This window comes from Enterococcus casseliflavus, assembly GCF_029215545.1.
Classification (GTDB): Bacteria; Bacillota; Bacilli; order Lactobacillales; family Enterococcaceae; genus Enterococcus_D; species Enterococcus_D casseliflavus.
The window spans coordinates 3021824-3036038 of record NZ_CP119393.1; the positions used below are offsets into that span (position 1 = coordinate 3021824).

General features: G+C 40.2%; 11 protein-coding genes. 3 read left to right on the plus strand and 8 right to left on the minus strand.

The annotated features are described in order from the left end of the window. Positions 1-5 precede the first annotated feature (5 nt). The 5 genes from P0G38_RS14300 to P0G38_RS14320 all read right to left on the minus strand — a co-directional run bounded on the left by P0G38_RS14300 (position 6) and on the right by P0G38_RS14320 (position 6227). On the minus strand, positions 6-647 hold the full coding sequence (locus P0G38_RS14300) for a CpsD/CapB family tyrosine-protein kinase (RefSeq protein ID WP_275852380.1): 642 nt from the start codon (positions 645-647) through the stop codon (positions 6-8). After that, positions 647-1381: a YveK family protein gene (locus P0G38_RS14305; RefSeq protein WP_275852384.1), complete on the minus strand. Its 735-nt coding sequence runs from the start codon at positions 1379-1381 to the stop codon at positions 647-649. Before P0G38_RS14305 ends, P0G38_RS14300 begins: the two co-directional genes overlap by 1 nt. A 40-nt stretch (positions 1382-1421) precedes the next feature. Further along, on the minus strand, positions 1422-2675 hold the full coding sequence (locus P0G38_RS14310) for a nucleotide sugar dehydrogenase (RefSeq protein WP_275852388.1): 1254 nt from the start codon (positions 2673-2675) through the stop codon (positions 1422-1424). Further along, entirely contained in the window at positions 2672-3166 is a 495-nt protein-coding gene (locus tag P0G38_RS14315; RefSeq protein WP_142968067.1) for a DUF4352 domain-containing protein, read from the minus strand. The genes P0G38_RS14310 and P0G38_RS14315 overlap by 4 nt, the downstream gene beginning before the upstream one ends. A 76-nt stretch (positions 3167-3242) precedes the next feature. Beyond that, positions 3243-6227, minus strand: coding sequence for an immunoglobulin-like domain-containing protein (locus P0G38_RS14320; protein ID WP_275852392.1), 2985 nt, complete (start codon positions 6225-6227; stop codon positions 3243-3245). Positions 6228-7111: 884 nt separating this feature from the next. On the opposite strand from P0G38_RS14320, the gene P0G38_RS14325 reads away from it, so the two are divergent. Then, positions 7112-7315, plus strand: a complete 204-nt coding sequence (locus tag P0G38_RS14325; protein ID WP_081116967.1) for a hypothetical protein — start codon at positions 7112-7114, stop codon at positions 7313-7315. Positions 7316-7511: 196 nt separating this feature from the next. Here P0G38_RS14325 and P0G38_RS14330 read toward each other — a convergent pair whose 3' ends face one another. Beyond that, on the minus strand, positions 7512-9002 hold the full coding sequence (locus P0G38_RS14330) for an AcpB/EbpR/MafR family transcriptional regulator (RefSeq protein WP_275852397.1): 1491 nt from the start codon (positions 9000-9002) through the stop codon (positions 7512-7514). 178 nt (positions 9003-9180) lie between these two features. Here P0G38_RS14330 and P0G38_RS14335 point away from each other — a divergent pair, with 178 nt between their 5' ends. Beyond that, positions 9181-9756 carry a recombinase family protein gene (locus tag P0G38_RS14335; protein ID WP_005227582.1) on the plus strand — a complete coding sequence of 192 codons (576 nt, stop codon included), beginning with the start codon at positions 9181-9183 and terminating at the stop codon, positions 9754-9756. 199 nt (positions 9757-9955) lie between these two features. Here the strand turns inward: P0G38_RS14335 and P0G38_RS14340 are convergent, their stop codons facing one another. Next, on the minus strand, positions 9956-11380 hold the full coding sequence (locus P0G38_RS14340; protein WP_275852403.1) for a PTS mannitol transporter subunit IIBC: 1425 nt from the start codon (positions 11378-11380) through the stop codon (positions 9956-9958). A 17-nt stretch (positions 11381-11397) separates the two neighbouring features. Further along, positions 11398-13023 carry a glycoside hydrolase family 43 protein gene (locus P0G38_RS14345; protein WP_275852406.1) on the minus strand — a complete coding sequence of 542 codons (1626 nt, stop codon included), beginning with the start codon at positions 13021-13023 and terminating at the stop codon, positions 11398-11400. A gap of 122 nt (positions 13024-13145) precedes the next feature. Here P0G38_RS14345 and P0G38_RS14350 point away from each other — a divergent pair, with 122 nt between their 5' ends. After that, positions 13146-14036 carry a helix-turn-helix domain-containing protein gene (locus P0G38_RS14350; protein ID WP_144330727.1) on the plus strand — a complete coding sequence of 297 codons (891 nt, stop codon included), beginning with the start codon at positions 13146-13148 and terminating at the stop codon, positions 14034-14036. Positions 14037-14215: the final 179 nt, after the last annotated feature.

Genomic DNA, 14215 nt, shown 5'->3' on the forward strand with positions numbered 1-14215 from the left:
CCTCCTTAATAATAGTAATTTTCGGTCGTATCCGTGCCATTCGCCACGACACCTAAGATATTGGCATTGACTAGGCGCAGTTTTTTGACGGCATTTTTTGCGGATTGTTTGGTTGTTTTATCCGCATGAACGACTAAAAGCACACCGTCGACTTTCTTGGCTAGGATCAAGGCATCCGAAACGACATTGACTGGTGGTGTATCAATAATGATCACATCGTATCGTTGTTTGACCGCTTGCAAGGCTGCGGTCATTTTCGAAGAAGCGAGCAGATCATTGGGATTTGACATAATGGCGCCACTAGTAATGATTGAAAATTCGCAATCTTCTAAAATCACTTGTTGAACACAGCTTTCGATCGAGATATCCCGTCGAATATAGTTGGATAAACCCACGTGCATTTCTTGTGAAAACAAATAATGTTGGGTGGGTTTACGCAGATCCGCATCGATCAATAAGGTTCGGTTCCCTTTTTGGGCATAGGCGACCGCCAAATTTGCCGAGACAGTGGATTTTCCCGTGCCACTTTCTCCTGAAGTGATCAAAATCGTTTGAGCTTCTTGTTGTTGACACAAATAATCGACATTCTCGCGAATCAATTTTACTTGTTCGCTGATGATGGAATAATTTTCCTTCATGCTACGCATCACACACGCTTCCTTCCTCTAAGGCTTCTCGATTGGATGGTTTTAAACGGAGCAACTCGTTTTTCTTTGCTTATCTCACCGATGACTTTTAACCCTAAGACCTCTTCGATTTCCGTATTCGAAGCAAAACTGCGCTCAAAAACCAATAGAAGAAACACATAAGTAAAAGCGAAAAGAAGACTTAAAAAAGTGGTCAAACTGTACAACAAAAATTTGTTTGGACGAGCTGGCGTTTCTTGTGACAAAACGGTTCCTTCTGCCAAAATCGTGACATTATCAATGTTCATGATCCTAGGGATCTCTTCACTAAAAACACTGGCGGTCGTATTGGCGATTTCAGCTGCGATCTTCGGGCTTTGATGGTAGGCATTGATTTCAATGATCTGCGAGTTAGTGGCATTCGATACACTCAAAATCTCTGACAGTTCAGCCACATCATAGCTTCCCTCTAACGCCTCACTAACTTCATTTAAGATGCGAGGACTCATAATGATCGTGCTATAGGTACTGACGAGCTGAAGGTCTGCCTGAATCGTCTGGTTTTCCAGACGATTGCCAGATGTCGTTTCTGACTGACTAATCAGCAACTGCGCACTTTTTTGATAAATGGGTTCAGCAAACAGGGTTAGATAAAGCAACATAGCTAGTAAGGGAATACTAATGATCATGAGGATCCAGCCTATTCGTTGCTGAAGGACTTGCTTCAATTTTTTCATATTTATTTCTTTATTCATTGGTTTTCCCTTTCAATAACATAAATAGCAATCAAACCATTTACTGGGCGCTTGGTAATGCCCCAAGAGAATAGGCAACATCGAACCTCGTTTTATCTGTCACAATATTTTTCGTGTCAAAAACGATTTTTTGTTTCATCGCTTGAATGGCTGCCGGCGCTATGTCTTTAAAGGCATCATGGTCACAGAGGATCAATGCCAGATCACTGTCTGTTAGTGCTGCTTCAATGTGTGCAACATCAGAAGTGGCGACATAAGGATCATAGGTAGTGACCTGCAGAGCTTTCTTTTGTTTCAGTCTTTTGGCGATCTCAACAGCCGGACTTTCTCTGGCATCGTCAATGTTGCCTTTATACGCCAACCCTAGGACCGCGATCTTGTTTCCACCATGGATCGCTAAAATCTCTTCGACTTTTTCTATAATGAATTCAGGCATCTCTGTATTGATCATGCGCCCCAATTGAATTAACTTCGCGTCTTCAGGTGCTGCCGCAACCACAAAATACGGATCAACCGCTAAGCAATGGCCGCCGACACCAGGTCCCGGCTGATGGATATTGACCCGTGGATGCTGATTGGCTAACGCAATCACTTGGAGTGCATCAATGTTTAGGCGATCCCCAATTTGGACCAATTCATTGGCTAGTGCAATGTTCAAGTCGCGATAGGTGTTTTCCATCAATTTCGATAGCTCAGCGATACTTGCAGAAGTCTCCAGCACGTTTCCTTTGACGAAGGTCTGATAAATGCGTTTGCCTTGTTGGGTGCAAGCGCTCGTCATGCCACCAATGATTCGATTGTTCATCACCAGCTCTTCAAAGATTTTCCCTGGCAAAACTCGCTCTGGGCAATGCAACAAATAGAGATCTTCTCCAATGGTATAACCTGCTTTTTCAAAAAATGGTCCAACGATGTCTTCCATCGTGCGGGGTTGAATGGTCGATTCAACAATGACTGTGTTGCCTTTTTCAAGATAGGGTAAGATAGCAGCCATCGCCGCTTTCACGTAGGACAAGTCGCAACTACCAAATTGATCGGCGATATTTGGCGTTGGTACGGCAATGATAAAGGCATCCGCTTTTTCTGGTACCAGCTGTGCGTAGAAGGTCTTTTTCGTTAAAGCTTGTGCTAGATAACGATCAATGTCGGGTTCTTCGATGGGTGCCTGACCTGCTTGAAGTGATTGAACGACTGTTTCTGACACATCTACCCCAACGACTTCAATCCCATGGTTTGCAAAAGTAAGTGCTGTGGGCAGCCCGATATACCCCAATCCAATAACGTTTATCTTCATTCGCTCTTAACATCCCATTCTGCTAAATTTTCTTCACCAGGTTTATAAATCAGTTTTTTCGCCACTTGTCCCTCTTCTAAAGCAAAGGAAACTTGTCCAGTGATGGTTTCACCTACAGCGATCTCATTGCCAAACATCGCCATGGTATGATCAAGTTCAAGAAGGTCTCCCTCTTCAGTTTCTAAAAGAAAATCAATCGAACCTAGACCTGCGGCAACTGAGCCCATGTTTTCTGCTGTGATGGTAAATGTATGTAAAACTTGTTCCCCATCTTCTGTTTTCTTATGGTTGATTTCTTGTTTGTCGATGATGATCTTTAATCCACCAATGATCGATTGCGGCTCGGCATTGCTTTGGTCCGTGATTTGTTCAATTGGTTCGCTGCCTTGGGTAGTATCCGTCTTTGCTTGGTCATCCGTCGAGCAAGCCGCTAAAAAACTCCCCATGAGGGCAAGACTAAAGAGGGTAACGATTTTTTTCTTCATGTTCATTTGCTTTCTCTCTTTCTATCAATGAAGAGACCCTTGCAACAGGCAAGGTACAAGGGTCTCTCGTAATTTCTGGTTCTTATTCTGTGATCGAAACGGTTGCTTGTGCGATCTCTTGGGTACTTAAGTCAGCAAAGCGATGCAATGCATAGATCGTCATCTGGCTGTCTTTCGTCACGCTGTTGGCTTGTTCTTGGTTCAAGTAGGCGGTAAAGGTTCCATCTGCAAAACCGCTCACCCAGAGGATCATGCCATCAATTTCTAGTCGACCAAAGTTGATGTCCTCACCTGTATAGGTCCCCGTAACGATTCGATCCCCCAGCTTGTATGGGTTTGGTGTAATCGTTCCAGTAAATTCTTTATCGATAGTGACTACACTGCGATCCAATTCGGTGTCCACCGGACGGCCATTAACAACCTCCCGATGATAAGCAACCAATTCAACTGTTTTTGCATCGCGAATTAAATTACGTGTATCTTGATTGACAAAGTAAGTAAAGGTTTGGTCTGTTGTGTTAAAGGTACCCCCCCATGAAACTGAACGCCCATCAACGATCAAGTTGGCGAAATTCACATTACCAGTAAAGGTTCCGGTAATTTCACTATCTGTCACTTTGAAGGCTGCTGGTTGAATCGTACCTGTTGCTCTGACGATTTCTACCGGCTGCAACACCAGCTTATGATCAATCGTTTGTCCATCGACTGTTTCACGATGGTAAGTTTGCAACTCAACTTTTGCTGCTGTTCTGATTTGTTCTCTAAATTGTGCGTGAACAAAGAATTCAAAGCGGCCAGTTTCTTTATTGAATGTGCCACCCCAGTTCCCTACAGACTGTCCATCAATCACCAAGTTGGCAAAATTGATATCTCCAGTAAAGGTTCCCGTGATCATGGTATCGGTGTAACTGTATTGATCTGGTGTGATCGTCCCTTGAAGTTGATCAATAACCGTTACTTCTTTCGTTTCTAGCACTTCAATAGCTTCTGTGTTGCCGTTGATTTGGCGGTTCAACGCTTGGATCTCAACTTTGTCGCCAGCTTTGATCCCAAGGTTCGCTACATAAAACGAGAAGGTGCCATCGGCGTTGAAGGTACCACCCCATGCATTAGAAGGCGTTCCATTGATTACTAATCGTGCAAAGTTGACATCGCCCGTAAAGGTCCCAGTAATCATTGCTTCGCCAACACGGTATTGATCCGGTGTGATCGTGCCAGCCAAATCTCTAGTCAATTCAACGGTTGTCCGATCAAGTACTTTGCCATATTGATCCAAGGCTTCGATTTCTACGACATCATCTACGGATTGGATGCGATTGCCGATAAAGAATTCAAACGAACCCTCAGCAAAATTCCCACCACGAACGGATGATCCATTTACATACACACGGGCAGATGCAACATCACCGGTATACGTCCCTCTCAGGAATTGTTCGCCAGAAGAAATATTGTAGGTATCTGGTGTGATCGTGCCTTCGGTGTTTGCTGGATCATTGACAACGATCGTTGAAGCAATATTTGATTGCAATCCATCGATGCTGGCTTGGGCAGTAATAATGGTTCCTGCTGTTTGCGGATCAATCTCTACTGAAAACTTTCCATCACTATCGACAGTGGCATTTTTGGTTTCATCACCAATCGTGATTTCCACCTGTGCATTGGGTTCGGCTGTTCCACTAACAGTCGTGTCTGTGGTTGTCACTTCATTCAACGTTGTTTCGGCGATCGTTGCTCGCTCAACCATGGTTTCTGCGATATTTGATGAAATGCCATTTAAGGTTGCTTGCGCAGTGATTACGGTACCTGCTGGTTGTTTTTCAATCGTTAACGAATAGATGCCATCACTGCCAACACGTCCATTTGCAATCACGGTATCACCAGCTTTGATCGTGATCTCCGCATTTGGCTCTGCGGTTCCCGTCACACTTGTGGAGTCAGTATTTAGCTTAGAAATCGTTGTTTCATCAATTCCTTCTCTAATAACGGTTGTTTCGGCAATATTTGATTCGATATCGCCTAATCTTGCTTGCGCAGTAACCACGGTGCCCGCTTGTTGTTTTTCAATCGTTACGCTATACTTGCCATCACTTCCTACACGTCCACTTGCAAGTTCTGTTTCTCCAACGCGAATGGAAATCGTCGCATTTGGTTCAGCCTCACCGCTTGCTTGTGTCGATTCAGTCGTTAGACCATTTAAAGTGGTGTCGCTAATTTTCTGGTTGGCTAAAATATCTTCTGCTGAACTTAAAAGTCCTAACAATCTTTGCTTCTCTTCACTAGGAAACATTTGATCCTCTAAGTTACTTCTTGTAGATGCAATTATTTGCTGTGTTACACCTTCTTGTAGTTGCTCAAAAGTATCCCCTACAAAAAGATCATAGACACTTTGCCCGAATTGGCGATCATCTTCATAATAGCGATCTTCCATCAAGACGCCGGTAGCTGCCGCATGGATCGGATTACCTGATGGATTAAGATCTCTGATCGTATAAGTATCACCACGTCTCGGTCTCAATTGGTCATTTAAATTTACTTGCCAAATCATATGGGAACCTGTCGCAGCATTTTTAAATGTCTGAGCCGACTGTCCATTGCTAAATGTAACCCTAGCGCCATAATTTATGAAATGCTTACTGATATCATGATTGAATACAGGTAACCCATTCGCATCTTCCTCTATCCATACATTAAAAATATAAGCACTACTTCCAGTTGTATTGAGTGTTTCTCTTTTGTTAAGACCCTTCAAAGAATAGATGGGGCTTCCTTGAGTATTCATCTGTAGTACTTGTTCAGAGAATGCGTTTGTGTCCGTCATATCCCTAGCTTCTGACTTTTGGGTATCATCTGGTGCTAAATGTTGTTCTTGTGGATCGACTGGCTCATTTTCAGCTAGTTTTGCTGCCTCTGGCTGCTTCTCTTCTAACCCATCCACTAGTTTTTCTATGTTATAATTTTCTTCCAAATCCTCGTGCTCTTGTGCCATCGCTACCACTGGTAATGATGATAAAGTCATTTGGCAAACGAGTAATAAACCTGTTGCTTTCAATTTAAAATTGTTTTTCATTTTATTTTCCCTTCCAACTCAACCTATATAGCTTTCTATCGGTGTATTTCTTCATGTTCTCTGGTTAATTATGCTTGTACTAATTCAACCTTCCTCATCAGGTAGTTTGTCATAGAATGACTTCGCATTTTCTTCTGAGCCAATCACCGCTGCTAGAATGGAGAACATTGTCCGATGACTGATCATTAACAAACCTGTGACTTCATCACTAAATTAGTTATTCATAAGTCACCCCTGCTTCTCTATTCTTTCTTTCGTACGTTAAAGATTCATTTCACTTTTTATCAAGCGTCCTTTCTTACTCCCTCAAAAAAAATCTGTCTTAGACCTTATCGGAACAACCTATTCGATAAAACTAACTAAATATCATAGATAAGATTTAAAAAAAGATGTTTTTTTGACGAAATTTTATTGTTTTAATCGAGGTTAAATTTAACATGGTTGCTCATCGAGCAATAAATCAAGATTTGCAAACCTGTGTGAATAAATTGATTTTCATTTTCTTTTCAAATAAGGCATTTTGAAAGTTTGTGCAAAAAAAATCGTTATAAAAAAAGACGATTCCTTATGATTTAAAAAGGATCGTCCATTTTTGTTATTACCTGTAACCACTTGACTCAATACGATGGATACATTGTTTTTGCCTACTCATTCTTAGCATTGTCTGAAACATTTTTATCAACAGTTATCTTCAACAGAATGCCTCTTTTCTATAAAAAATGTCAGAAAAAAGCAAAATAAAAGAAATTATATGTAATTTTACACATCTTCTAAAAAAATTCATTTTTCTTTGGTATACTAAACGTAGATCTGCATATCATTAGATTTACGTTGCCCGTTAGTGAAGTTTCAGGCAACGTTTCTTTATGGGGGATAGATAAAAAATGGAAGAGAAAAAGATTTTTGAGAAGCGCTGGTTATTAGCTACCAGTGAACAACGAGAGAAATACCAAGCCTTGATTGCCTCTTACCCTTCGATCGAATGGACATTCAAAGAAAAAAGCTACCTTTTATGGCTTTGTCAGTTAGATAGTGATACGTTCAAAACCTTTGAAGCAATTTTTGATAAACTAGTAAATGCCAACTAACTGTTTCAACGTAGGCTGTTCTTTCACCAAAATAACCCAATCTTTTGGTATTCAGGAACAGTGGGCCTATTTTCAGATAACTCCCTTTTTTATTAGATGAACGAATAAAAGCCGCAACCGTTGATCGCAACGGTTGCGGCTTTTCCTTTTAATTTATCCACACATGTCCTCGTCATGCTCTTTTGCAACACGTATATTAGGCTGTGGGAGCGTTTAACGCTTGCCCTAACTGAGGATCGATTTTTTCAATCACTCTTTGCCAATCTTGATGATCGGGGATTGCTTTGAGCAAAAGATAATCTGTCGATAAGATGAACTCTGATAAATATTCACTATAATTTGTAACCACAAGATCAATGGCATTTCCCTTCAAATAATCGGTCGTCAATTCATTGATTTTTGGAAAAAATACCAGATGATCATTGCCGACATAACGCAAGAAGCGCGCACGAATCGTGTGACAGGCATAGAGATCACCTTCTATTATCAACGCAATCCGTTTGACTTTTTGTGCATAAAGCTCCCTAATTGCTTCACTATAAAGGGTCAGTGCGGCACAAATATCTGACAGATACTCCTGTTTGAATCCTAGAATCGCTTGGTGCTGCTTCATAAATGCCAGATTTTTTTGATAAGCAGCAGAACCATGCTTTTGCGCTTCAGTTTTTACTTCTGTTAGCAAGTGATTTAAAACGGGCGCCAGCTGCTCATTGATTTTCTTTGACAGAAAAAAGGCGTGGATCATCATCTGGACCTGTTGAGGCTCTTGAAAGGAAATGCCCCATTCTTGCACGAAGCGCTGACTCAGTTCTTCGAGTTCAGGATACAGCCCAAACGCTGCAACGAATTGCTGCTCTTTTTCAGGCTCGGTCAAAGTTCGTTTCATCACGGTCACTAAATAAAGCCACATCATTTCTTGTTGCGGTAGTCTTACTCGGTATAGCGCTTCGATTTTAGGCGCTAGGTTCTTCATTACGGCAAACGCCTCATGCGTTTCGACGATTGCTGCCAACGATCGAGGAATCTGAACAGTCTTTCCCAGTTGATAGCGCTTGATCGCAATATACAAACTATAATAAAAATCACTCGGAGAAACGCCTGTATTCACCAGCGCTGTGGGAATTTTTGAGAAGGCATCACTGACTAACGCGATCAGTTCTTTGGGGGGCAAGAGCGTATGCGGCGTGACATCTGATTCATAATAAAAATCTTTAAAAAACTTGCGAATATTGGCTTCTGATCCACTCAAATTCACCGGTTGCAAGATCCACTCCAAATGATACTTTCGTAACGTCGCAGAAGCGGTATTCAAATAACGACGCATCGTACTTTCTGATACATACAAGCGCTGCGCCCACTCTTCAACCGAACAGAATTCCCCGTGGAAAATGGCTTCCACGATTTGATACATGCCTTCTTCTGCAACAAGCTCCTTTTTTTGAGACAAGTATCTTTTCGGATCAGTTTCCCTAAAATGATAGCCATTGGCTTCAAGAGTAAATTCCGCTGCCTCCTGCAGATAGTTTTTCAATTCCTTGATGTCAGAGCTGATCGTCCGTTGGGTCACATCAAGCTTGTTGGCTAAACTTGCGATGGAACAAGTCCGTTCTCGCTCAAAGGTATTTAACATTTGAAGCCATCGAACGGTCGTTTTGTTTAGCATAAAATTTAACTGCAATTCTCTCATTTTGCCCTCCGTGTTTCTCCTTCACCGACTGGTTTCTTTTCTATAGTACAATATTTGCGTCTATAAAAAAACCTTCCTATTTCCCAAATTTACTTAAGTTGGTGTTAGAATATGTACTTAAGTGAACAAACAAGGTATTCTCTATGTAGACTCTTTTTGTGCAACTGGAGGAATTTGTATGACAAATATGGTTTATGGATACGCCCGTGTATCCACAAGACAACAGGATCTCTCTCGTCAATTGGATTTACTTGACCGGTATGAATGCAACAAAATTTATACTGAAAAGATCAGTGGTGTACGCGCAAATCGTCCTGAATTAAATAAACTAAAAAAACGAGTGAAAGAAAACGATAAAATCATTATTGAAAGTTTCTCGCGGCTAGGAAGAAGTACCAAAGACCTGATTGATCTCGTCTACTTTTTTGAAAAGAAAGGTGTAAAAGTCATCAGTATCAAAGAAAATTTTGATACACAAACCCCTCAAGGAAAATTAATGATGACTGTTTTCCAAGCCTTCAGCCAATTCGAACGAGACATCATCGTTGAACGGACCAAAGAAGGCTTAGAATCCGCACGTGCTAGAGGAAATATTGGCGGTCGTCCACGAATCGATCCCGCACTGATCCAACACGCATTGCACCTTTATCAAAAGGAAGGAAAAGCCGTTGTGGATATCTGTGCCCAAACAGGCTTAAAGCGCTCGACTTTTTATCGCTATCTTAGTCTGGAGAAGGATGAGGTCATTTCTTGAACGAATAGATTCTTCTAGATATTTAGTTCAAATCAGGGTAGATTAGGAAAATTATGTAAATACGAGTAGCAAAAAATCACAGGAAGAGAACTATATCCTAACTCTTCCTGTGATTTTTCCGATTATTTATTGTTCTTTCCTTTATTTGGAACGAAAATTGTTAATTGATAGTAATCTTTATCGTTATGATCATTAACTTTTACACTAGCTTGTCCAAAGATGATGATTGTCTTAAATCAGCGAGAATCTCATCGTATCGCTCGCTATTCAAAAACTCATCTACTGACTGAAAGTGCGCAGATGGTGCAGCTTTTTTTGCTCTTTCTTGAAGCTCTTTTTGAGTAATCACTAATGTCGTTTCATCTGCTGTTAAATCACGAATAGCAACATTTGTAACCTCAATATCATAACCTAGTTCTTGAACTTTTTTTCTAACGATCGCTGCCCCCATTGCTGAAGAGCCCATTCCTGCATCACAAGCGAATATAATTTTTTTTATTGAAAAATCTTTGCTAATTTTCCCTTTTTGCTTCATTTCCTTGGTCTTTTCTTCTGCTAGGAGAAATTCTTCATTGTTCTTATCCGACGTTCGATTTGTTAATTTATGAACAACGGAAGCACCAATAAATGTGACCGCAGTTGCAACAGTGATTGCTAATAAAATACCAAAATGGCTCCCCCGAGGAGTCACAGCCATGAAGGCAAAGATAGAGCCGGGCGAAGCTGGGGAAATCATTCCTGCTCCCGTAATCATTAGGGTTGCAACGCCACTCATTCCTCCTAATATAGCTGGAATCAGCAATAATGGATTCATCAGTACATAAGGAAAGAAAATTTCTGCTATTCCTCCAAAAAAATGGATAACGATGGCCCCAGGAGCGGTTTTCTTAGCTGTTCCTTTTCCAAAAACCATATATGATAACAAAATACCTAGCCCAACACCTGGATTATCAATTGCAAACATCATGGAACGACCATTTTCAGCTACTTGCTCTAAACCGATTGGTGCAAAAACACCAAAGTTAATGGCATTGTTCAAAAACAAGACTTTTGCTGGCTCCATAAAGATGCTTACTAAGGGCAAAAGATGGTTTTCAACGAGTACATTGACTGCATCAGTCATCATATAGTTCAATGTATTGAATATTGGACCTACTAATACATAGCCAATAACTGTCAAAATAGCAGCATAAATGCCCCCACTAAAGTTTTTAACAAGCATTTCAAACCCAGTTTTTACCTTTTCTTCATAAAGGGAATCGATTTTTTTCATCCCCCAGGCAGCACTCGGTCCTACTATCATTGCGCCTAAAAACATCGTAACATCAGCACCTACGATCAACCCCATTGTCACCATTGAAGCTACTACTGCCCCTCGAGTGCCATACACTTGTTTCCCACCTGTATACGCTACTAGCAATGGTAGCAAATAGTTTAGCGTAGGTGGCACGATTTCATTAAATTTTTCATTAGGAAGCCAACCCGTGGGAATAAATAATGCCGCTAATAGTCCCCAAGCTATAAAAGCTAATATGTTCGGCATGATCATACCGCTTAAAAATGAGCCCATTTTTTGAAGTTTTACCCGGATCCCAGCACTTGACACCATATTTGTCCTATTCATCTTCTTCTCCTCTATCCTTAATTTTTAGTGACTTCGTCTTCCTCTATATCTTGATAACTAAAATATTCAAAAGCAGCTTCTTGCCTCATCCCTGTTAAATCATTGCAGTGAACGCCTACAAAAGTACCCGTAAACGCACTTCCTGTAGGTCCCAAGAATGGTTTTGTAATGTAATCATCTGAAAGTTTGTAAGTATCAAACATGAAAGAAAGTTCTTTCCAATTCTTCCCATCCAATGAATAAAAAAACTGATAAAAACGAGCATTGACCTTAACTCTCAGATACACATTCCCTTCTTCAGTTAAAACGATCGGAACTCTCAAGGGCCAACTAAGTGTTGCTCCTTCACATTTTAAAATTGTCAAAACTTTCCCTAATTGCTCGTTAGCCGTTACCTGTAGTGAGGTCCAATTCTTACTGTTGTAGTAACAGACCAAACCAGCACTTTGTTGAAAATACGAAGGGGAAAAATCAACCGCCGTTTCAGCTATAAAATTTACAGATTCAAATCTACGGGCAAGTAAGGATTGTTCGAAAACTGAATACAAGGATTCCTGTCCGTATAAAATCAATCCTTTCTTTGTTATCTGCCCCATTTTTTGGCTAAACGGAATTCTTAGGGTTTGAAACTCAGAAGGAATCCCCGAAGTGAAATAATTCTTTTTAGGTTTGCTGGACCAAGGGCACTCTGGTAAGTTTGGTTTGGGTACATACTTTTGCGCAACTTTTCCACCAGTCACGATCGGCCAATCGTCTGGTGTCCATTCAATTTTTGCTAATGCCGATTCACGCCCTAAGGTACAAAATCCTCTTTCTTCAAATAAGCCTTTTCCTTTTCGTTTAATTGGACGGCTTGCTAAGTATGCGATATACCATTCCTCACTATCCGTTTTAATTAATGACGCATGTCCCGTTTTTTGCAAATCATTTTCGGGAGAATACCAAGCGGTCAGGATAGGATTATCAGGGTGTACTTCATACGGTCCATACAATGATTTCGAGCGGGCCACAGTAACTGAATGCCCCCACTGGGATCCTCCCTCCGCTGTGAAAAGATAATAATAACCATTGATAAAATAAATATGTGGCCCCTCTGTTTTCTCTAAATGGGTTCCTTTAAAAATAATTTCTGGTTTTCCTACCAATTGTTCTTTTCCCTCATCAAATTCCTGAATAGCGATTCCGTAATTCCAAGGATGATCATTTCTAAAATCATAGATCATATTCAATAGATACTTTTTCCCGTCATTATCGTGGAAAAGCGACGGATCAAAACCACTCGCATTTAGAAAGATTGGTTCACTCCATGGACCTTCTATATCATCAGCGGTTACTAAATAGTTGCGGACATCTTTAAAGGCACGGTGTTCACGCATAATTGAATACACCAACCAAAATTTTCCGTCTTCGTATGTCAAACAAGGAGCCCAGACGCCACCACTATCTGGAACACCAACCATATCCAGCTGACTTATTCTATTTAACGGACGAACAAGTAAACGCCAGTTCTTTAAATCTTTCGACTCGTATATCTGTACACCGGGAAACCACTCGAATGTCGATGTGGCAATATAATAAGTATCCCCTCTTTTACAAATTGATGGATCTGGGTTAAAGCCTTTTAATATTGGATTTTGAATCATAAAATCATCCCCTTTTTTTGAAACCACTTTCATTCAGTTCCTATCTAAAGTATACTTTTATTAATAAATTTAGAAATGGTTTTTACCACGTTAAACTTACCAAAAACCACGGAGATCAAACTATGAAAAAGAGCTTATATAATCATCTAGCGTTTCTACCGAATTTAGATACTAGTGTCCGTTTCTTTTCTGCACATACACAAAAAGTTCCTTATGGCTGGACTAGCTACTTAGACTCTCATAATGCTTTTGAAATCCTACTTATTTTATCTGGGAAGCAGAAAACCACGATCAACCAAAAGGAGTATTTATTGGATGCAGGAGATATCTTGATTATCCCTCCGGGTATGCTCCACTTAAATGCCTGTTACTCAGAAAATGGCTTACGCTACTTTACCGCACATTTCGATATCGATGAACCCGTTTTACGCTATGTACTAATGAAGAATATTCCCTTGATCTTCGAAAAACACACAGCTGAGAACACTACACTCCAAGTAATCATCAATGAATGGATCGATCTCTATGATAAAGCACCTAGTTTTTCACTTTCTGATAAAATCTTAACCATTCAAATTTTAACAAAACTGATTTTTGAACTTATAAGATTCACTGAACTGGATCCTAAAAAAAATGCCAACATTCAAACGCTTAGTATCGCTAGAAGTATTGCAGAAGTTATCAATCACAATTTTCATCACTTTTTTGAAAGAAAAAATACTGAAAAGATCGATATCTTGATTAAAAAAATTTATGCTGAAGCGAATGTGTCTCCAAGTTATGGTCTTGAAGCTTTTAAAAAAATTTACGGTATTTCACCAAAAAATTATTTGGACTCACTTAAATTAAAAGAAGCCAAACGACTGTTAACTATCCCTGATATTACGATAGAAAGTATCTCGGAAAGACTTGGCTATTCGCACCCCGCACACTTTAGTCGACAATTCAAAAATTGGGTAGGCGTTTCACCAAACAGCTATCGCAAAACGAATATTGCCAATTTTGTATCCTGAATCATTTGTTACTAACAAATAAGGAATAGCGTAACAGCACCTTTATCTGCTGTCACTCTATTCCTTTAATATGCTTTACTATCGAAGTTGTCATTCCTCTAAACTATCTACCCAAATGCGTGTTGAAAATACTTTTCAACAATCCCTTTATTAGAAAACTATCATAGCAGATAAATGAA